The 20,269-nt window shown below is 65.0% G+C and carries 18 protein-coding genes and 2 tRNA genes; 12 read left to right on the top strand and 8 right to left on the bottom strand.

The window, feature by feature from the left end; genetic code table 11:
- The first annotated feature begins 61 nt into the window (after window positions 1-61).
- Window positions 62-667: a peptidylprolyl isomerase gene (locus BR78_RS0104865; RefSeq protein WP_029935310.1), complete on the top strand. Its 606-nt coding sequence runs from the start codon at window positions 62-64 to the stop codon at window positions 665-667.
- Between the two features lie 42 nt (window positions 668-709).
- Here the strand turns inward: BR78_RS0104865 and BR78_RS0104860 are convergent, their stop codons facing one another.
- The 4 genes from BR78_RS0104860 to BR78_RS21585 form a co-directional block, all read right to left on the bottom strand.
- Window positions 710-1,366: a hypothetical protein gene (locus BR78_RS0104860; protein ID WP_029935308.1), complete on the bottom strand. Its 657-nt coding sequence runs from the start codon at window positions 1,364-1,366 to the stop codon at window positions 710-712.
- Between the two features lie 38 nt (window positions 1,367-1,404).
- A complete protein-coding gene (locus BR78_RS0104855; RefSeq protein WP_231478154.1) occupies window positions 1,405-2,058 on the bottom strand; it encodes a hypothetical protein in 654 nt (217 codons plus the stop codon).
- A 169-nt stretch (window positions 2,059-2,227) separates the two neighbouring features.
- The gene (locus BR78_RS0104850) at window positions 2,228-2,500 is read right to left on the bottom strand and encodes a DUF6894 family protein (protein ID WP_051683188.1); all 273 of its coding nucleotides are present in this window, start codon (window positions 2,498-2,500) and stop codon (window positions 2,228-2,230) included.
- A gap of 93 nt (window positions 2,501-2,593) precedes the next feature.
- Window positions 2,594-2,779 carry a hypothetical protein gene (locus BR78_RS21585; protein ID WP_156022218.1) on the bottom strand — a complete coding sequence of 62 codons (186 nt, stop codon included), beginning with the start codon at window positions 2,777-2,779 and terminating at the stop codon, window positions 2,594-2,596.
- Between the two features lie 109 nt (window positions 2,780-2,888).
- Here BR78_RS21585 and BR78_RS0104845 point away from each other — a divergent pair.
- The 3 genes from BR78_RS0104845 (at window position 2,889) to BR78_RS0104835 (ending at window position 5,871) form a co-directional block, all read left to right on the top strand.
- A tRNA-Leu gene (locus tag BR78_RS0104845) sits at window positions 2,889-2,973 on the top strand.
- A gap of 62 nt (window positions 2,974-3,035) precedes the next feature.
- Window positions 3,036-4,685, top strand: a complete 1,650-nt coding sequence (gene tig / locus BR78_RS0104840) for a trigger factor (protein ID WP_029935302.1) — start codon at window positions 3,036-3,038, stop codon at window positions 4,683-4,685.
- Between the two features lie 250 nt (window positions 4,686-4,935).
- Window positions 4,936-5,871, top strand: a complete 936-nt coding sequence (locus BR78_RS0104835) for a glycosyltransferase family 2 protein (protein WP_029935300.1) — start codon at window positions 4,936-4,938, stop codon at window positions 5,869-5,871.
- Here BR78_RS0104835 and BR78_RS0104830 read toward each other — a convergent pair.
- Both BR78_RS0104830 and BR78_RS0104825 read right to left on the bottom strand, forming a co-directional pair.
- Window positions 5,832-7,145, bottom strand: a complete 1,314-nt coding sequence (locus BR78_RS0104830) for a hypothetical protein (protein WP_029935298.1) — start codon at window positions 7,143-7,145, stop codon at window positions 5,832-5,834. The two genes, BR78_RS0104835 and BR78_RS0104830, sit on opposite strands and share 40 nt — an antisense overlap.
- A 34-nt stretch (window positions 7,146-7,179) precedes the next feature.
- On the bottom strand, window positions 7,180-8,208 hold the full coding sequence (locus tag BR78_RS0104825; protein WP_029935296.1) for an SDR family oxidoreductase: 1,029 nt from the start codon (window positions 8,206-8,208) through the stop codon (window positions 7,180-7,182).
- A gap of 413 nt (window positions 8,209-8,621) precedes the next feature.
- Here BR78_RS0104825 and BR78_RS0104820 point away from each other — a divergent pair, with 413 nt between their 5' ends.
- The 3 genes from BR78_RS0104820 to BR78_RS0104810 all read left to right on the top strand — a co-directional run bounded on the left by BR78_RS0104820 (window position 8,622) and on the right by BR78_RS0104810 (window position 11,387).
- Window positions 8,622-9,254 (top strand): ATP-dependent Clp protease proteolytic subunit, encoded by a 633-nt coding sequence (locus tag BR78_RS0104820; protein WP_197021274.1) that lies wholly within the window; start codon window positions 8,622-8,624, stop codon window positions 9,252-9,254.
- 147 nt (window positions 9,255-9,401) lie between these two features.
- A complete protein-coding gene (gene clpX, locus BR78_RS0104815; RefSeq protein WP_029935292.1) occupies window positions 9,402-10,667 on the top strand; it encodes an ATP-dependent Clp protease ATP-binding subunit ClpX in 1,266 nt (421 codons plus the stop codon).
- A 120-nt stretch (window positions 10,668-10,787) separates the two neighbouring features.
- Entirely contained in the window at window positions 10,788-11,387 is a 600-nt protein-coding gene (locus tag BR78_RS0104810; protein ID WP_029935290.1) for a hypothetical protein, read from the top strand.
- 51 nt (window positions 11,388-11,438) lie between these two features.
- Here BR78_RS0104810 and BR78_RS0104805 read toward each other — a convergent pair whose 3' ends face one another.
- Window positions 11,439-13,166 carry a M1 family metallopeptidase gene (locus BR78_RS0104805; RefSeq protein WP_029935288.1) on the bottom strand — a complete coding sequence of 576 codons (1,728 nt, stop codon included), beginning with the start codon at window positions 13,164-13,166 and terminating at the stop codon, window positions 11,439-11,441.
- Window positions 13,167-13,388: 222 nt separating this feature from the next.
- Between BR78_RS0104805 and lon the strand changes: the two genes are divergently transcribed.
- The 3 genes from lon (at window position 13,389) to BR78_RS0104790 (ending at window position 16,353) form a co-directional block, all read left to right on the top strand.
- Window positions 13,389-15,785: an endopeptidase La gene (lon, locus tag BR78_RS0104800; protein WP_029935286.1), complete on the top strand. Its 2,397-nt coding sequence runs from the start codon at window positions 13,389-13,391 to the stop codon at window positions 15,783-15,785.
- Window positions 15,786-15,918: 133 nt separating this feature from the next.
- Window positions 15,919-16,191, top strand: a complete 273-nt coding sequence (locus tag BR78_RS0104795; protein WP_029935284.1) for an HU family DNA-binding protein — start codon at window positions 15,919-15,921, stop codon at window positions 16,189-16,191.
- A gap of 87 nt (window positions 16,192-16,278) precedes the next feature.
- Window positions 16,279-16,353: transfer RNA gene (locus BR78_RS0104790), tRNA-Val, on the top strand.
- A gap of 46 nt (window positions 16,354-16,399) precedes the next feature.
- Here the strand turns inward: BR78_RS0104790 and bla are convergent.
- Window positions 16,400-17,302, bottom strand: coding sequence for a subclass B3 metallo-beta-lactamase (gene bla, locus BR78_RS0104785; RefSeq protein ID WP_029935282.1), 903 nt, complete (start codon window positions 17,300-17,302; stop codon window positions 16,400-16,402).
- 196 nt (window positions 17,303-17,498) lie between these two features.
- On the opposite strand from bla, the gene BR78_RS0104780 reads away from it, so the two are divergent.
- Together BR78_RS0104780 and BR78_RS0104775 are read left to right on the top strand one after the other, a co-directional pair.
- The gene (locus BR78_RS0104780; protein WP_029935280.1) at window positions 17,499-18,380 is read left to right on the top strand and encodes a DMT family transporter; all 882 of its coding nucleotides are present in this window, start codon (window positions 17,499-17,501) and stop codon (window positions 18,378-18,380) included.
- A 230-nt stretch (window positions 18,381-18,610) separates the two neighbouring features.
- Window positions 18,611-20,194: a hypothetical protein gene (locus BR78_RS0104775; protein WP_029935278.1), complete on the top strand. Its 1,584-nt coding sequence runs from the start codon at window positions 18,611-18,613 to the stop codon at window positions 20,192-20,194.
- Window positions 20,195-20,269: the final 75 nt, after the last annotated feature.

Here is a 20,269-nt window from a genome sequence, read left to right as displayed (position 1 = left end):
CGTTGCTTTCGCGTGATCTCGGCCTAGCATGTGGACAATTCGTCGCGAGGCAACGAAATCCATGCGCCACCTGGTCCTGATGCTCTTCTGTTTCCTCGCGTTGCCCTCCCTCGCGCAAGTCACGCCTGCGCCGGCGGCCAATCCGCGCGTGGTGCTGGAGACGAGCGCGGGGCGAGTGGTGATCGAGATCTATGCCGACAAGGCGCCGGTCACCGCGCGCAACTTCCTGCGTTATGTCGACCAGAAAAAGCTCGACGGGATCCTTTTCTACCGCACCGTGAAGGTTGCGGACCATTTCGGCTTCGTCCAGCTGGGCGTGCAGAACGCGCCCGCGAAAATGCTGCCGCCGATCAAGCACGAGCCGACCAGCCAGACCGGGATCAAGCATCTCGACGGCACGCTTTCGATGCCGCGGCTCGCGCCGGGCAGCGCGCGCGGCGAATTCACGATCATGGTCGGCGATCAGCCTTCGTTCGATGCAGATCCGACGCGCCCGGGCGACAATCTCGGCTATGCCGCCTTCGCGCGCGTCACGGAGGGAATGGACGTGATCCTCAAGATCTTCGACGCGCCGACCTCGCCGACCAAGACGCTTCAGGGCAGTTTCAAGGGCGAGGTTCCGGAAGCGCCGGTGAAGGTACTGAGCGCGCGGCGGGTGACCGCCTAAGCCGATTGCGGGGCGCCCGCGACGGGAGCGCCCCGCCGACCCTCAGGCGCGCTTTTTGGTGGTCATGGATTTGCGAGCGTTGCGCGCATATTCCTCGAAATTGCGCTTGAACACACCGACCAGCTCATCGAGCGCGGCGATCGAATCCTCACCTTCCTTGGGCGGGAACAGCTTGAGGCCGTTGCCGCCCCACGCCTTATATTCATAATCGATCTTCTGATCGTTGCCGAACTCGCGGAGCATGAACAGCGTCTTCAGCGAGCGGCCGTACATGATATGCTTCGAGTAGAAGACGTCGGCGACGATCAGCTCGGAATAGCAATTCGCGGTCGAATCCGAGCGCCGCGCCTTCACCTTGTTCATCGTCTTGCGCTCGATCGGAGTCTCGTGACGGACTACGACGGTGCCGGGCTTCAGATTGATCAATGCCTGAAGGTCCAGCGCCTGCAGTGCGTCGAGCTGCGAAGGGCTGTCCAGCGCGCTGGCGAGTTGCGCCTTGTTGCCGGCGTCCTTCTTGGCGCTCAGCGCCGCTCCGACGAGGCCGCCGAGCAATCCGGTGGTCGTAGAGTTCATCCGCTCGGCGGGCCAGATGTGAAGTTCGCAGGGCACTGCGGCGGTATCCTGCGCGGCCGCGCCGGGCGCGGCGAGCAATGCGGCGCCGCCGGCGAGCGTCGCTGTGAGATGGGCAAGCTTGATCATGATGAATCCCCCGTTGAAAAAATCGTGTGGTCGCGCGTCTACTTGCCGCGCTTGGCCTTGGCGGGCTTGTTCAGCGCCTCGGCGAAGCGCGTGAGATTTTCGACATAGGCGCTTTTCAGGTCGTTGCTCGCCGCCTCGCGATCGACGCCTTCCTTGGGCGGGAAGAGCCTGAGCGGCGTCTTCACCCAGCTGCCGAAGACTCGCACCGGCGTTGCGGCGGGTGCGACGCCGTCGCCGAAATCGCGGTAGCGAAGCGAGCTTTTGAGATAGCTGCCGTGGAAGACGTCCTGCTGCAGGAACACGTCGTCGACGATCAGCTCGGCATAGCATTGCGCGCCGTCGGTGGTGAGCCGTCCGGGCGTGGTGCGGATTTCGCGGCTGGTGAGCGGCTCGGCGTGGACGATCAGCCGGTAGCTGTCGCGACCGATGATTCCCTGCGGTTGGGCGCGGTCGAGCAATGCCGTTTGCGAGGCGGCACCAAGCGGGTCGGGCGGCACCTCCGGATAGCCATCGCGCCCGGTCACCGCGCCGTTGACGATGCCCCCGTGGATCCAGCCCTGATAGACCGAATTGAGCGGGCCGCTCGGCCAGACATGAAGCTCGCATCCGCCCGGAGGCGCTTCCTGCGCGCGCGCCGCGTTCGCAGAAAAGCTCGCGGCAACGACCGCGAGCAACAATACCCGTCGAAACACCCTGTTTGCCTCCCCCAAGGCTTGCCCCGCCGCGACTATATCCAGCCGGTCGAGTGAAGCAATCCCAGAGATGTCATGAGGCCGCGCTCACCGCGCGCGCTTGTCGAGATAGCGGGAGGCGGGGCCGAAATTCGGCGATGCGTCGCAGCCCAGCTCAGGTGCTTTTCTATCATGTGCCTTCGTGCCCCTGCACCGAGTCGTCCAGCTTGAGTTCGACGGCATCGCGGAACGGCAGCGTCGTGACGATGGAGCCCTGTTGATCGGCGATATCGATGCGCTCCTGCAGGTCGATCAGCCCGGCCGATCGGATTTCGTCGCTGAGGATCGAGCGGAAGCTTTCCTTGGCGCGCTCGCGAGCGGCATCCAGATCAGGAAAGTCCTCGCCCTCACGATCGGGAGTGACGCCGTAGCCGTTGATCAGGTTCAGATAATAATGCGCCATCGACCCGCTCTGCCCCTCGTTGCTGTGTGCGGTCGTGGTTCTTCACTTCGCCTGCGGTTTCACTGATGCCGTCTGCCACGCCCGTCGGCGCCACTAGGCCATCGGTTGCCCGGGAGCGACGTTCGGATCGCCACCGGGCTGGGGTGCGGGCACGTCGATATCGGGGGCAGGTGGGTGATATTCGGGGGGCGGAGTGGTCGGCTGGCCCGGCTGCGGCGTGCCGGGATTCTCCGAAGGCGCGGGCTCAGGCGTGGCGGGGATGGGGGGCTCGACGGGCATCAGGACTCTCCTTGTCTCGTGTTGAACGCGGGGCGCGGCGACGCAGTTGCTTCGCGGCTTGCCCCGGGGCCCATGACTGCTATAGAGCCCGCCGACCGGCGGTGCCCCTGCGGGCGTGGCGGAACTGGTAGACGCGCCAGATTTAGGTTCTGGTATCGAAAGGTGTGGGGGTTCGAGTCCCTTCGCCCGCACCAGCACCGCCGCTCTTGATCAGCGTCCCGGCGCCGCGATCCCATTCTAGTTGGAAGCCTGAAGAATGCAGACTGTCGAGACGTTGAACGAAGGCCTCAAGCGGGCTTACACGCTCAAGATCACTGCCAAGGACATCGACAAGAAGGTCGATGCCGAAGTGAAGCGGGTCGCCCCGCAGGTCCGCATGCCCGGCTTCCGCCCCGGCAAAGTGCCTGCCAACCTCGTGCGCAAGATGCACGGCGAGGCGATCGCGCAGGACGCGCTCAACACTTCGATTCAGGAAGGCGTGCAGAAGCTGCTCGTCGACCACAAGCTCCGCCCGGCGATGCAGCCGGCGGTGAGCCTCGAGGGCGATTATGCTCCGGGCGGCGATGCCGAGATCAAGATCGAGCTCGAAGTGCTTCCCGACGTGCCGACTCCGTCGATCGACGGCCTGAAGCTCGAGCGCCTCACCGTTCCGGTCGATGACGTCGCGATCGACGAGCAGCTCCAGCAGCTCGCCAGCAACCAGAAGGGCTGGGACGACGCGCCCGCCAAGCACAAGGCCGCCGAGGGCGACCAGGTGACGATGGACTTCGTCGGCAAGACCGCGGACGGCGTCGCCTTCGAGGGCGGCACCGGCGAGGGCATGGCGGTCGAGATCGGCTCGGGCCGCCTGATCCCCGGCTTCGAGGACCAGCTGATCGGGGTGAAGACCGGCGACGAGAAGACGATCAACGTCACCTTCCCCGAGGATTACGGCTCGAAAGATCTCGCCGGCAAGCCCGCGACCTTCGATCTCAAGATCACCGCGGTGAAGACCGCCGGCGAGACCAAGATCGACGACGATTTCGCCAAGCAGCTCGGCCTGCAGGATCTCGAGCAGCTCAAAGGCCTGCTCAAGGGCCAGATCGAGCAGCAGCTCAATGGCCTCACCCGCACCTACATGAAGCGCAAGCTGCTCGATCAGCTCGCCGCCGGCCATGATTTCCCCGTGCCGCCCTCGATGGTCGATGCCGAGTTCCAGCAGATCTGGCACCAGCTCGTCCACGAGACCGAGCATGAGGCCGATCCGGCCGCGGCGCTCGCCGAGCTCGAAGCCGAGCGCGACGATTACTTCAAGATCGCCGAGCGCCGCGTGCGCCTGGGTCTGCTGCTCTCCGAAATCGGCACCGCCAACGGCGTCGAAGTCTCGCAGCAGGAAATGAGCCGCCTGATTGCGCAGGCCGCGCAGCAATACGGCCCTGAGGATCGTCAGCGCTTCATCCAGTATGTCCAGCAGGAGCCGATGGCGGCCGCCCAGCTGCGCGCGCCCTTGTTCGAGGACAAGGTCGTCGACTTCCTGTTCGACAAGGCCGAGGTTAGCGACCGCGAAGTGACTCGCGAGGAGCTGGAAGCCGCGATCGAGAGCGACGAGGGCTTCGATACCGGCACGCACCACCACGATCACGACAACCACAAGCCCAAGGCCAAGAAGGCCGCCGCCAAGAAGCCGGCCAAGGCAGAGAAAGCCGCTGAAGAGCCCAAGGCCGAGGAACCGGCGAAGAAGGCAGCAGCCAAGCCGAAGAAGGTCGAGAAGGCCGATATCGAGCCTACAGCGCCCGGCGACGATCTCGTCGAGGCCGAGCCGGTGAAGAAGGCGGCGACGAAGAAGGCGCCGGCAGCGAAGGCCGAGAAGGCGGAGGAGGCTCCGGCCAAGAAGCCTGCCGCCAAGAAGGCACCCGCGAAGAAGTAAGTCCGATCGCGGCTTTCGTTTGACCCATTGTCACCCCGGCCTTGTGCCGGGGTCCACGGTGCCTCCAGGATCGGACTAGGGGCTCGATCGCTTCCATCGGCCTTGCGGTGGACCCCGGCACAAGGCCGGGGTGACGAAATTGAGAGAGCCCGTTATTCGTTGCGGATAGCGGGCTTTTCTTTGGCGTCTCGCCGCGCGCCCCGACCACAAAATTATCGAACTCGTATCGTTTCGGCTCTAAGGCAGCAGCATGACCGAGCCGCGCATTGCCGTCCTTCTCCCCTGCTACAACGAGGAAGCCGCGATCGCGCAGACGGTCGCGAGCTTCCGCGAGGCGTTTCCGGGCGCCACTATCTATGTCTACGACAATAACAGTCGCGATCGCACGATCGAAGTCGCGCGCGCAGCCGGCGCGATCGTCCGTAGCGAGCGGATGCAGGGCAAGGGCAATGTCGTCCGGCGGATGTTCGCCGATGTCGACGCCGATATCTATGTGATGGCCGATGGCGACGCGACCTATGATGCGAGCGTCGCGCCGCTGATGGTCGATCGGCTGGTCGGCGAGGGCCTCGACATGATCGTCGGGACGCGAGTGCACGAGGCGGCGGAGGCCTATCGCCGCGGGCATGTGCTCGGCAATCGCGCGATGACCTGGCTCTTGGCGCAATTGTTCGGACGCAGCTTCACCGACATCTTCTCGGGTTATCGGGTGTTCTCGCGGCGCTTCGTGAAGAGCTTCCCGGTGCTCTCGGCGGGATTCGAGATCGAGACCGAGATCAGTGTCCATGCACTCGAACTCAAGATGCCGGTGGGCGAGGTCGAGGCGCGCTATTTCGCGCGGCCCGAGGGTTCGGCTTCGAAGCTCAACACGTATCGCGACGGCTTTCGTATCGCGAAGACGATCGCGGTGCTCTACCGGATCGAGCGGCCGATGCTGTTCTTCGGCTTCATCGCCACGGTGTTCGCGATGATGTCGGTGCTGCTCGCGGTGCCGCTGGCGATCACCTGGTTCGAGACCGGACTGGTACCGCGCTTCCCGACCGCGGTTCTCGCGACCGGACTGATGATCCTCGCCTTCCTCAACCTGTTCACCGGGTTGATCCTCGACACCGTGGTGCGCGGACGTCGCGAGATGCGGCGACTGGCCTATCTGGCGGTGCCGGGACCGACTCTTCCCACGACATAACGTCCGGCAAGCAGCAGCGCCTCGACCGCGAGGAAGGCGAGCATTCCGTACACCAGGTAGGAATAACGGGGGAGCGGCTGGACGATCGCATAGGGCAGGGCCGCGCCGATTATGTAGGCCGCAAGCCATCCATAGCCGCGCCGGCGCCGAAAGGTCGCGGCGCCGAGTCCGAGCAGGCCGAAAAGGCTCACCAGCGACAGCAGGATCGAGGGGGCGTGGCGCCATTCCTCCCAGCCGGTGAAGTAGAACTGCCACGGCGAGGGGAAGAAGAACTGGCGGAGATGACGCGCGCTGAGCCTTGCGAAGTCGAGCGGATGCGCGACGATCCATCGCTCCGTCTCGGCGGCGAGACGACGCGAATAGGCGATTTCGCCCCCGTCGCGGGCGAGTTGGGCACGGGCTCCGGGGCTGTGATACGGATGAATCATCAGCATGCGCTCGACAAAGGTTTCGGCGGGCCTGTCGCCGGGGACGGCGGCGAGATGATTGGCGATCGCGATCTCCAGCCCGAAATTGCTGCGGAGTGGCACCGGCTCGCCGAGCATCGCGGCATTGCGCATCGCCCAGGGCACGACCAGCAGGGCGAGCGCGGCTGCGCATAGCCCGCCGAACTGAACCGCCCTGGCCAGGCCGAGCCTGTGCAGCGCGAACAGCCCCCAGCAGGCATAGATTCCCAGACCCGCCGCGGGGCTGACGAAGAAGGTCAGCGCGGCGAGCGCGGCCGCGAGCAGCAACGCACGCTTTTCGATACGGGCCCGCACGTTGAGCGCAAGCAACAGATTGAGGTTGAGCGCGGCGAGTGTCACGGCCGCGGCGCCCTCCCAATAGCGGAAGTCGATCGTCTCCTGCGGCTGAAACACCGGCACGAGACAGAGCAAGGCGAGTCCCCAGCGCACTGCCGCCGCGTCCATTTCGAGACGCAGGAAAAGCCGGCGCAGCAGCAGATAGCTCGCGAAGGTCTGGAGCAGCGACCAGCCGAGCAGCGCCAGATTGGCGGGAACGCTCAGCGGCCCGAACAGCCAGAAGATGAAGCCCGCGATGCCGGGGAGGAGCGGCAGCAAGTGCGCGGTCGGACCATAGCCTTCGTAATAGGCATCCGCGAATGTGCCGGTGCGCGCGATCGCGAGCGCGATCCGCGTGGCTTCGCCGCCGCCGTAGAAGCCAGTCAGCCCGTCGTCCCCAGCGTGGAGCAGCAGCAGACGGAGCGCCACTCCGCCGAGCAGCAGCAACAGCATGAAACGCCGTTCGTCGGAAATCGAAGATCGCGTTCCCATCGCGTCTGGATAGCGGGAGAGGGTGGAAAATGCCTTAGCGCCCGATCAACCCCAATGCGATGAGGCTCTCGGCGCTGGCGACGATCGCTTCCTCGCGGGATCGCGGCGTCCAGCCGAGCATGCGGCGCGCCTTCTCGTTGCTTGCGCTCGCCTCGATCCCCAGCCGCGGCACCGCCTCGCGCGCCAGCGGATTGAAGATCGCGAGCAGGCGGATCAGCCAATCGGGAAGCTCGCGTTTCGGCACCTTGGCAGCGGCGGGCCCCAGTCGCTCGCGGAGAACCATCGCCATCTGATGGAACGACATCGCCTCACCTTCGACGGCGAGGAAGCGTTCGCCGGCCGCAGCCGGATCGGTCATCGCGCGCAAATGGAGATCGGCGACGTCGCGGACGTCTACGACGCCGAGATAGAGCCGCGGAGTGCCGGGCATCTTGCCCTCGAGCATCGTCTTCACGAGAAAGATCGTGGTCGAGAGATCGCCATTCAGCGCCGGGCCGAAAATGCCGACCGGATTGACTACCGCCAGCTCCATGCCGTTGCCTTCGCGGGCAATGAAATCCCATGCCGCGCGCTCGGCAAGGGTCTTGGATTTCATATAGGGTTGCACCGCCGGTCCCTCCGGATCGGTCCAGTCGGCCTCGGTATAGGGGGTGTCGCGCTGGCCATGGCCATAGCCGATCGCGGCAAAGGACGAAGTGATCACGACTCGCTTGACGCCCGAGTCGCACGCAGCGCCCAGCACGCGCAAGGTGCCCTCGCGCGCGGGACGGATCAGTTCGTTCTCGTCTTTGGGCTGCGCCTGCGGGAAGGGCGAGGCGACATGGTGGACGTACTCGCAGCCTGCCACCGCCTCGGCCCAGCCGCCGTCCTTTTCCAGATCGGCGGAAAAGAAGGTGAGCCGGTCACCCGGATCCGCGCCCGCCGCGCCGAGCGTCGCCCGCACTTCGGGTTCGCGTGAAAGGTCGCGGACGGTGGTGCGCACTTCGTGCCCCGCCTCCAGCAGCTTGAGAATCACATGGGTGCCGACAAAGCCGGAGCCGCCGGTGACGAGAACCTTGCTCATGCGAAACGATGTGGGCGTAGTGGACCCGCCTTGCAATGTAGGATTTGGCGTGTTGCGGTTCCGCTGGCGCCAGACGCGGAGAAAGCGGGCCCAGCGCCGTCGCGATGGCGGCGCGCGGAAGGAGCCGGACCGACGCGTGATCGGCGCGAATAGGATGCGAAGCGGCCGCACAGGTGTCGCGTACCTGGCGCGTCACGGGTGCGTTGCTGAGGAGCGGCAGCGTAGCGCAGGAGAGGAGTGGAGCTGAAGGTGTTCGAAAACACCGCTACCGGGTCAACTTCGTCAGCCGGCATGCCCGTTCAAAGCGGCGCGTCCCTGCGTTCCCCCCTTGCGCCGCGCAGCCCGAGCGCCGATGTTGGGGTCCTGGGCAACCATCCAAGAGAAAATCCCGCATGCATCCGCTTTCCGGTCAGATGACCATTGATCCCGTTACCGGCGGTCTCGTCCCCATCGTTATCGAACAGTCGAGCCGCGGCGAGCGCAGCTTCGACATCTTCTCGCGCCTGCTGCGCGAGCGCATCATCTTCGTGACCGGCGGCGTCGAGGACCATATGGCCTCGCTGATCACTGCCCAGCTGCTCTTCCTTGAGTCCGAGAACCCGAAGAAGGACATCTGGATGTACATCAATTCGCCCGGCGGCGTGGTGACGGCCGGCATGGCGATCCACGACACGATGCAATATATCCGTCCGCGCGTCGGCACGGTCTGCATCGGCCAGGCGGCGTCGATGGGCAGCTTCCTGCTTGCATCTGGTGAGCCGGGTCTCCGCGTCGCGCTGACCAATGCGCGCATCATGGTGCATCAGCCCTCGGGCGGCGCGCAGGGCATGGCCTCGGACATCGAGATCCAGGCTAAGGAGATTCTCCGTATTCGCCAGCGGATGAATGACCTGTATGCCAAGTATACGGGCCAGCCGCTTGAGCGGATCGAGCGCGCGATGGATCGCGATACCTTCCTCGAAGCCAATGAGGCCAAGGAGTTCGGGATCGTCGACGAAGTGTACGACAAGCGGCCGCAGCCGACCGAAGAAGCAGCAGCTGCTTAAGATTATTGCATTATAAGCCGTGCGCGGGCGAGTCCCGCGGACGGACCGAACCGCCGGCGGGCGGTCGGAATATGGATTGCCGGACGGGAACCCGCGTGTAGGATGGCGGGTAGTGGCTACGCGTCCGGCGCGTAAAGGATGGATTGAATGACCAAGCTCAGCGGCGGCGACTCCAAGAGCACGCTTTATTGCTCGTTCTGCGGCAAGTCGCAGCACGAGGTGCGCAAGCTCATCGCCGGACCGACCGTGTTCATCTGCGACGAGTGCGTCGAGCTCTGCAACGACATCATCCGCGAAGAGACCAAGTCGGCCCTCGTCTCGAAGAAGGACGGCGGTGTCCCCACGCCGCAGGAAATCTGCGACGTGCTCGACGATTACGTGATCGGCCAGAAGCAGGCCAAACGCGTGCTCTCGGTCGCGGTGCACAACCATTACAAGCGGCTCAACCACGGCGCCAAGGGCGCCGATGTCGAGCTCGCCAAGTCGAACATCCTGCTCGTCGGTCCCACCGGCTGCGGCAAGACCTTGCTCGCCCAGACGCTGGCGCGCATCCTCGACGTGCCGTTCACCATGGCCGATGCGACGACGCTCACCGAAGCCGGCTATGTCGGCGAGGATGTCGAGAACATCATCCTCAAGCTGCTCCAGGCCTCGGACTATAATGTCGAGCGGGCGCAGCGCGGTATTGTGTACATCGACGAGATCGACAAGATCAGCCGCAAGGCCGAGAATCCCTCGATCACCCGCGACGTGTCGGGCGAGGGTGTCCAGCAGGCTTTGCTCAAGCTGATGGAAGGAACGACTGCCTCGGTCCCGCCGCAGGGTGGGCGCAAGCATCCGCAGCAGGAGTTCCTCCAGGTCGACACGACCAACATCCTGTTCATTTGCGGCGGCGCTTTTTCGGGCCTCGAGAAGATCATCGGCGATCGCCTGCAGGGCAAGTCGATCGGCTTCGGCGCCTATGTCGCGGCGCCCGAAGAGCGGCGTACGGGTGAAGTGCTGCGCCAGACCGAGCCCGAGGATCTGCTCAAGTTCGGTCTGATCCCCGAATTCGTCGGCCGCTTGCCCGTGATCGCGACGCTCGAGGATCTCGACATCGATGCCTTGGTCAAGATCCTGACCGAGCCGAAGAACGCCCTGGTCAAGCAGTATCAGAAGCTGTTCGACATGGAGGGCGTCAAGCTCGGCTTCAACGACGACGCGCTCATCGCGGTCGCCAAGAAGGCGATCGACCGCAAGACCGGCGCACGCGGGCTCCGCTCGATCCTCGAGGCGATCCTGCTCGACACGATGTTCGATCTGCCCGGAATGGACGGCGTCGACGAGGTGATGATCGACAAGGACGTGGTCGAGGGCCGCAAGGATCCGGTCCGCATCTACGCCAAGAAGGAAAAGACCGGCAGCGCCGCCTGACCTTTTGTTGCCAAAACACTGCACAAGCGGCCGGAAAGACGTCTTTCCGGCCGCTTTTGTTTGACCGACTCGCCCGCGAGGCGCACCATCCCCTCAGTAGAAGAGATGGAGAGGTGACATATGTCCGATGTAGCCATCCTCGATGACGAAGATCCTCGCGAGTATCATTCGCCGTTCGATCTGGCGCTCAACCCGGCCGCGCTCGAAACCTTCAAATGGCTGGTACTTGGGCATGTCTTGTACGCAATTGGCCTGGCGCTGGTGGTCTATTTCCACATCGACAACGGCGCGGTCTGGATCACGCCGCTGTTCGGCCTGCCCTTCGTATGGCGCGAGCGGCAGCATCGGTTCGCGGTCAAGGCGCTGGTGTTCTTCCTTGGCTTCACGCTGATGCACTATGTCGCGCTGATGACCGTCAGCGGGATGCGCGGCGACGAGGTGGGCTTCCTGCGCGGGTTCGTCGGCGGTGCCGTCGGCGGCGGCGGCGCGCTCTTGCTCTGCGCGATCTTCGGGCTGCTTCGCAAGGGATCGAGCCTCACTTTCGAGGCATTCGGCACGGTGCTGCTCGGTGCGGTGGGCAGCTTCTGCCTGTATCTGTACCTCACCACGGGCGCGACCGGTGATTCGTCCGCCAGCGACATCATCCAGCCGCTCAAGATCTACACGCCGTGGCAGATTGCCTTTGCCTATGTCCTGGCGAGGGTCCTCCGCCCAGTCTAGACGCGGGCACGAACCGCGCGCCGCAATGTGGCGGCGCGCGTCGGTTGAGGGTCATTGCTCGCCTTGCCTAGGATGCGCCTGCGCGGCCTCGACCGCTTCGGACCGCTTCAGGATGCGCGAGGCCGGATCGACCACGACATGCGCGTCCGCCGGGATCGCGATGCTGCCCTTGCCGCCGTCCATCGTCACCGTCTCGACCTTGTCATCGACCTGGACTTCGACTGGAAGCGGGAAGGGCTTGCCGCCGGGCGTTTTCCAGCGAAGCTTGAGCTGGTCGCCCTCGCGCGTCTCGATCAGTTCGGGGAGCGCGGCCTGGCGCAGATAGACGTCGAAGAACCAGGTCATGTCCTTGCCGGTCACCTGGTTCACGATCGTGATATATTCGGGCGTGGTGGCGAAGCGCGGCTGGAAATTGCCCGGCCTGGGATCGGGGCGGCCATAGACGAGGCGGCGCGTTACTTCCCAGAAGGCCTTGTCGCCGATCGTGTTCCGCAGCGTATGGAGCACCCAGGCGCCCTTGACGTAGATGTCGCCGCCGGGACCGCCTTTCTCCTCCTCATAGACCTCCTCCTCGGTCAGGATCCGGCCGGAGACGATGGGAGCCTTGTTCTCGATCTGGTTGCGGAATTTCTCCATCATCACCGCATAGCGCGCCTCACCCTCGCGCCAGCGGCCGTAGAGCGGCTGCATGTACTGGCCATAGCCCTCGTGGAGCCAGTAATCGTCCCAATTCGCGGCCGACATCTGGTTGCCGAACCATTCGTGCGCGAGCTCGTGCTGGAACAGCCAGTCGAAACCGGTCGCATCCTTGGCGTAATTGTTGCCGTAGGCGTTGATCGTCTGGTGCTCCATGCCGAGATGCGGTGTCTCGACCACGCCGAGCTTCTCGTCCGACCAGGGATAGGGGCCGACATTGGCTTCGAAGAAATCGAGCGTCGGTGCGAATTCGGCGAACAGGCCCTGCGCCTTCGCCTCGCGGCCCGGCAGATGCCAATAGTAGAGCGGGATCGTGCCGCCGAAGCGGCTTTTGTAGATGCCCTTGATCTCGACATAGGGCGCGACGTTGAGCACCACCGAATACGGGTTCGGGCTGCGTGCGCGCCAATGCCACGTCGTGCGGCCGTCCGGCAGCGTATCGATCTTTTGCAACACGCCGTTGGAGGGCGCCGAAAGACCTTTGGGCACGGTGATGTGGAGATCGACCTTGGCGGGCTCGCCGGCCGGGAAATCGAGGCACGGCCAGAACAGATCGCAGCCATAGCCTTCGGCGGTGGTCGCGATCCACGGCTTGCCCTCGGGAGTCTTCGCCCAGACGATGCCGTCGTCCCACGGCGCGCGCACCGCGACGTGGGGCGTGCCGCCATAGGTGATCCTGACCACCGCGCTGCTGCCGGCGGCGAGCGTGGAGGGCAAGGCGATCGTCAGCCGGCCCTCGGGATTGGACCAGCTCGTGCGGGCCAGAGGCTGGCCGTCGACGCTGATCGCGCTGACCGGCAAATTCTTGTCGAGATCGATCAGCAGGCGGCGCTGCGGCGCGGACGTGGCGAGCGTCAGCGTGGCGACGCCCTGCAGCGTCTGCGTATCGGGAAACACTTCGATCGCCAGATCGATATGCTCGAGGCGCAGGGCGGCCCGTTCGGGATCGATCGGGCCGCCCGAGGTCTGGGTGAGGGCAGTGATCGGCGGTTCGCCCGGTTTGACCTGCGCGAGGGCAGGCGAGGTCGCAAGCGCGAGGGCGGAAGCGGCGAGCAGCAGGCGAATGCGGATAGGTCTCTCCATCAGGCGCGCTCGACGGCGAATCCGCCGCCTCTAGCGTAGAATTGGGTTTGCCGTGGGCGGGTATAGCCAAAGCGCCGGCGTGCGCCACGCTGCGCCGTTTCAGCCGGGCCGCGCGGTGCTGGCAGCGGCAGTCCACAGGCAATCAATGTGCGGTGATTGATGCGGCTGGCGCAGGCACCATATATAGTGGAAAGTAAGGGCCGCTCGGGCCCAGGAGTATTCATGAAGCAGTCCTATCCCGTCCTGCCGCTTCGCGACATCGTCGTCTTCCCGCACATGATCGTGCCGCTGTTCGTCGGTCGCGACAAGTCGGTCGCCGCGCTCGAAGCCGCGATGGCCGACGACAAGGAGATTTTTCTCGTAGCCCAGCTCGATCCTGCCGAGGACGATCCCGGCCGCGAGGATCTTTACGACACCGGCGTCTCGGCAGAGGTGCTCCAGTTGCTCAAGCTTCCCGACGGCACCGTCCGTGTGCTCGTCGCAGGCAAGGAGCGGGGCACGCTCGAGACCGTCGACGAATCGGGCGCCTTCCTCACCGCTACCGTCTCGCCGGCCGAGGAGGCCGATGTCGAGGGTGCCGAGGTGCAGGCGCTGATGCGCTCGGTGGTCGATCAGTTCGAGAATTACGCCAAGCTCAATCGCAAACTGCCCGCCGAGACCGCGGTTCAGCTCGCCGAGCTCGACGACGCCTCGCGCCTCGCCGACGCGGTCGCCGCCAACATCGCGGTCAAGGTCGCCGACAAGCAGTCGCTGCTCGTCGAGAAGGACCCCCAGAAGCGCCTCGAGATGGTGTTCGCCTTCATGGAGGGCGAATTGGGCGTGCTGCAGGTCGAGAAGAAGATCCGCAGCCGCGTGAAGCGCCAGATGGAGAAGACCCAGCGCGAATATTATCTCAACGAGCAGCTGAAAGCGATCCAGCGCGAGTTGGGTAACGAAGGCGACGAGGGCGATGGCGACGAGGTCGCCGAGCTGACCCAGAAGATCGCGACGCTAAAGCTCTCCAAGGAAGCGCGCACCAAGGCCACTGCCGAGCTCAAGAAGCTCAAGACCATGGCGCCGATGAGCGCCGAGGCGACTGTGGTGCGCAATTATCTCGATGTGCTGCTGGGTCTGCCCTGGGGCAAGAAGTCGAAGCTCAAGAAAGACATCGCCGAGGCGCAGGGCGTGCTCGATCAGGACCATTATGCGCTCGAAAAGGTTAAGGACCGGATCGTCGAATATCTCGCGGTCCAGGCGCGCACCAATAAGCTCAAGGGGCCGATCCTCTGCCTCGTCGGGCCTCCCGGCGTCGGCAAGACCAGCCTGGGCAAGAGCATCGCCAAGGCGACGGGTCGCGAGTTCATCCGCCAATCGCTAGGCGGCGTGCGCGACGAGGCCGAGATCCGCGGCCACCGCCGCACTTATATCGGCTCGCTGCCGGGCAAGATCGTGACGAACCTGCGCAAGGCTGGCGCCTCGAACCCACTGTTCCTGCTCGACGAGATCGACAAGCTCGGCCAGGATTTCCGCGGCGATCCCGCCTCGGCGCTGCTCGAGGTGCTCGACCCCGAGCAGAACAACAAGTTCAACGACCATTATCTGGAGATCGACATCGATCTCTCGGACGTGATGTTCGTGTGCACGGCGAACTCGCTCAACCTGCCCCAGCCGCTGCTCGACCGCATGGAGATCATCCGGCTCGAAGGCTATACCGAGGACGAGAAGCTCGAGATCGCCGAGCGGCATCTGATCGCGAAGCAGATCGAGGCGCACGGGCTCAAGGAAGGCGAGTTCACGCTCACCACCGAGGGGCTGCGCGAGCTGATCCAGAAATATACGCGCGAGGCGGGCGTCCGGACGCTCGAGCGCGAGATCGCCAAGCTGGCACGGAAAGCGCTCCGGAAGATCCTCGAGGGCAAAGAGACCAGCGTCACGATCACGCCGGAGAACCTTCACGAATATGCCGGGGTGCAGAAATATCGCCACGGCCTGTCGGAAGAGGAGCATCAGATCGGCGCGGTCACCGGGCTCGCCTGGACCGAGGTCGGCGGCGAGCTGCTGACGATCGAGAGCGTCACCGTGCAGGGCAAGGGCGCGATCAAGACGACGGGCAAGCTGGGCGACGTGATGAAGGAGAGCGTGGAGACTGCGTTCAGCTTCGTCCGTGCGCGCGCCCCGACCTATGGCATCAAGCCGAGCCTGTTCCAGCGCAAGGACGTCCACGTCCACTTGCCCGAAGGCGCGGTCCCCAAGGACGGTCCATCGGCGGGTATCGGCCTGGTCACTGCGATCGTCTCGACGATGACCGGGGTTCCGGTGCGCAAGGACATTGCCATGACGGGCGAAGTCACTTTGCGCGGCCGGGTGCTGCCGATCGGCGGGCTGAAGGAGAAACTGCTCGCCGCGCTGCGCGGCGGCATCAAGACCGTGCTGATCCCGGGCGAGAACGAGAAGGACCTCGCCGAGATCCCCGCGAACATCCGCGAGGGGCTGGAGATCGTTCCCGTCACCCATGTCGACGAAGTGCTGCGGCTCGCGCTGACCGAGCCGCTCACGGCGATCGACTGGACCGACGCGGACGAGCTGGCGGCGCAACCGCCGGCGCATGTTCCAGGGATCGGCGACGCCGTTCATCATTGAACAGGCGTAACTTTTGGGGCGAAAACCGCCGCTGAGGATTTGACAGCGGCGGCGGTCGCGTGCTGACTGGCGCGCTCGGCTTGCCGCCGCGACTCATTTTTTCGATGCACTCACTCAGGGGGAAACCACCAGCATGAACAAGCAAGAGCTGATCGGGACGGTCGCCGACACCTCCGGCCTAGGCAAGGGCGACGCCACCAAGGCCGTCGAGGCAGTGTTCGATGCGATCTCGGCCGCGCTCAAGAAGGGCGACGAAGTTCGCCTCGTCGGCTTCGGCACCTTCTCGGTCAGCAAGCGCAAGGCCTCGACCGGCCGCAATCCGCGCACCGGCGAGGAAATGACGATCAAGGCGTCGAACCAGCCCAAGTTCAAGGCCGGCAAGGGCCTCAAGGATTCGGTCAACTGATCTGACGGGAAAGCAGGGCCTGGGGGCTGGACAAGCGCACCCCGCACCGCCTAAAGGCCCGCTTCCCGTTTTGGCCGAATGGCCAATGGGCGCGTAGCTCAGTGGTAGAGCACTGTGTTCACACCGCAGGGGTCGCAAGTTCAATCCTTGCCGCGCCCACCATGTAGAGAAGCCCGCCGGTCCCCGTGACCGGCGGGTTTTTTCGTGTCTATTTCGCCGGTGAGGCACGCTCCTGCGCCAGCCGTTCGTCGAGCGCCGCTGCGAAATCCTGGACATAGGCCCGACACGCACTCGGATCGATGAACGGATTGGGTTTCGATCCCTGGTCGAAGCGCCGGCGTTTCTCGGCTCCTCCCGACTGGCTCGGGTGCGCGGTGATCAGGATGTCGCAGGGCATGCGACGCACCGCCGCGAATGTCCGGCGGAACGACGCGACCAGCCACGCATGGTGGGGATTGGAAAAGCGATAGGCCGGCGGTGCCGCGGGATTGAGACTCGCGGCGAAGACGATCGTGCGGCACTGGCGGCCTTCGCAGCTTTGCCACGTCCAGCTCGTGCTTCCCCGGGTGTGGCCGGGCGTGGCCCTGGCGGTGACCGCCACCGCGCCCAACCTGATCCGCTCGCCGTCACGAACCGTACGCAGCCGCGACACGGCGGGGAAGGGCTCCAGCCAGCTCGCTTGTGCGTCCAACGGGTCGGTGCCGCCGCGCAGCACCGTCGCGGCGGCCGTGCCTGCAACAACGGTGGCCCGGCTGTCGCGCGCGAGGGCGGCGATGCCGCCGGCGTGATCGTAATGCGGTTCGGTGCTCAGAATGTACTTCACGTCCTCGATCCGGAAGCCGAGCCTGCGGATGTTCGCCTCGATCAACCGAACGCCCTGCGGCACCGCGCCGTCGATCAGGATCAGCCCGGCCCCGGTGTCGATCAGCCCGACATTGAGTCCCTCGAAGCCGACCAGGTAGAAATTGCCGAACACGCGGATCGGTGCCTCCGGTCCCAGCCATTTTGCGGCGCTTTCGGGAGCGATCGGGCGGAGCAACGGATCGTCGGCCTGTTGTGCGGGTGCCGCTGACGACAGCAGCATGGCGGCGAGCGCGGCTCGAATGGACATGTCATGATCTCCCTTTGCGCCGCAGGAATGATCGCAGCGGGGGCGGCGGCGCAAACCACCATTTCTCGCAGGAACCATTAGCCTGGCTCATGGCTCACCAGCGCAAGGTTCAAGGCGATTCGTGACAAGGTGGGGCGGTGGGTTGATGCTGCGATGCAGCGCATCTAAACCGCGAATCCTAGGTGGGAGGGACATCATGTTGTGGGCTGGCGCGACGATCGCGGCGGCGGCGTTTCAGGTCGGCCGCAACGCGCTCCAGCGGGGAATGATGTCACGCACCGGCCCATGGGGAGCGACTTTGGTCCGCTTCCTGTTCGGTCTACCGTTCTCGCTCGTCTTCGTGGCGGTCGCGTTCGCCTTTGCTCCCGATGTCGCGCCGCGCTTCGGCGCCGCCTTCTGGTGGCCGGCACTCAGCGGGGCACTAGCGCAGGTGCTGGCAACCGCAGCCTTACTCCTCGCCATGCACTATGCCGGCTTTGCGGTCGGGACGGCACTGCAGCAGAGTTCGGTACCGCTCGCCGCGATCGCGGGACTGCTCGTGTTCGGCGACAATCTCTCGCCGCTCGGCTGGTCAGGGGTAACACTCACTACCTTGGGCCTCGCGATCCTGGTCTGGCCGCGCCGGACCGGCGGACAGAAGCCGGTGCTGGGTGTAGGGCTCGGTGTCGCCTCGGGATTGCTCTTCGGGTTTGCGCTCAACGCCTTTCGCCACGCCGGGCTGCGGCTCGAGCCGCAGCACCCCTTCTTCGCGGCGATGGCGAGCGTTGCGATCGTGCAGGCCGTACAAGCCGGCACACTGATCCTTTATCTGCTCTGGCGCGATCGGCCCGCGCTTGTCGCAGTGATCACCGGCTGGCGCGTATCCTTCGGAGCGGGACTGTTCGGCGCGCTTGCCTCCTCGGGCTGGTTCTTCGCGCTCAACCTCGCTCCGGCGGCAGCCGTCCGCGCGTTGGGCGTGATCGAGATGCCGATCGCCGCACTTGCCGGTCACCGGCTGTTCCGCGAAGGACTCGGCTTTCGTCAGATGCTCGGCATAGTCGTCGTGACCATCGGGGTGGCAATGACCGCGCGGTTTTGATCGTGCCGGCGATGCAAGATTTCGCCTCGGGCCCGCCAGCGCACGCTCGTTGCGAGCCTGCAATAACGTAACTCGACTGTCATTTTAATGTCGCGCAAGTGTCTCCAAAATCTCGCCAACGAGTCACGCAAGCCTCCTAGCGCAGCGTTCGTGATCGACAGGGGGAACCGAGTCGATCCCGTCCATTCGCCCACACGCGCAACCCGGCATTCCGCCGGAACGGAGACTTTATGGCCCGCTTCCAACGCCTCAGCCTTATCCTGATGACCAGCTGTGCGGGGCTCGCCCTGTCGGCCTGTGACGGCGCCAACGACATCGCCTCGCCGGGGACCGGCGGTAACGTGATCATCAACAATCCCCCGCCGACTCCGGCACCGACTCCGACTCCGACGCCTACCGCCACGCTCGTAACGCCGGCCACGGGGTGCCCGACGATCGCGGATCCCCAGGGGTTGACCGATTCGGGCACGATCACCGGTCCGACCGGAACGTGGCGGGTCTGCACGCTGCCGGCGCGGATCAATGTCACCACCAATCTGCCGAAGGTCGCTGGCCTGCTCTATCGCCTCGGCGGCCGCGTTGACGTGGGCTCGGATCTCGGCGCCGCGGCGGTCGCCGGCGAGCGTAGCGTGACGCTGAACATCGAGCCGGGCGTGATCGTATTCGGCGGAACCGGTGTTTCGTGGCTCGCGGTCAATCGTGGCAACAAGATCAACGCCGCCGGCACGGCGACTGCGCCGATCATCTTCACCAGCCGTGACAACATCCTCGGCCTCAACACCGACAGCTCGTCGGGCCAGTGGGGCGGCGTGGTGCTGATGGGCCGCGCACAGATCACCGATTGCGCCGCACCGGGCGCGACGCCGGGCACGGTCGGCTGCGAGCGCCAGACTGAAGGCGCAGTCGATCCCGCACTGTACGGCGGCGCGACCAACACCGACAATAGCGGCCGCCTGAGCTATGTTCAGATCCGCTATTCGGGTTACGTCCTCTCGGCCGATGCCGAACTCCAGTCGCTGACCACCGAAGGCGTCGGCACGGGCACGCAGCTCGATCACATCATGTCGTTCAACAGCTCGGACGACGGTGCGGAGTTCTTCGGCGGTAACGTGAACATGAAGTATTTCGTGTCGGTTGGTGCCGAGGACGACAATCTCGATACCGATACCGGCGTGAAGGCGAACTTCCAGTATGTGCTGGCAGTCCAGCGTTCGGGCATCGGCGACGCCATGATCGAGGCCGATACCGACAATGCATTCGACGCGCAGAACCCGCGCCAGAATACCCGCGTCTCGAACGCGACCTTCATCCAGCGCTCGACCACCGGCGCCGATCTCGCTGCGATCCTGTTGCGCGGCGGCACCGACTATACGCTGGTCAACTCGGCTGTGGTCAGCCCGGACCTACCCTGCTTGCGCATCAGCCGCGCCAACACGATCCAGGCCGCCAATGCAGCTACGGACGAAGCCGGCCCGCCGATCTTCCGCTCGGTGGTGATGCAGTGCGCCACGACAAAATATCTCGGCGCGAACGGCGTTACCGCCACCGACGTGCAGACTGTCTTCGGAAGCGGCGCCAACGGCAACAACGACGCCTATACGCCGTCGTTCACCGGCGGCTTCCTCAACGGCGCCAACGAGAGCGCGGTGGCGGCCTTCAACGCAAGCACGCTTGGCGCGTTCTTCGAGGCCACCACCTTCATCGGTGCGGCACGCGCGACCGACACGTGGTTCCAGGGCTGGACCTGCAACAGCGCCACGGCCACGTTCGGCACCGGCAACAGCGGCGCCTGCACGTCGATCCCGACCACCTGACGCACGCATAATATGCATGGGGGCGGGACCTGGCTCGGGCTGGTGTCCCGCCCCTTTCCGATATGAAGATGGGGA

This window comes from Sphingomonas sp. UNC305MFCol5.2 (genome assembly GCF_000712135.1).
In the GTDB taxonomy this organism is placed as follows: Bacteria; Pseudomonadota; Alphaproteobacteria; order Sphingomonadales; family Sphingomonadaceae; genus Sphingomonas.
Note: the sequence above shows the minus strand (reverse complement) of the source record. Positions and strands in the feature narration are given on the sequence as shown.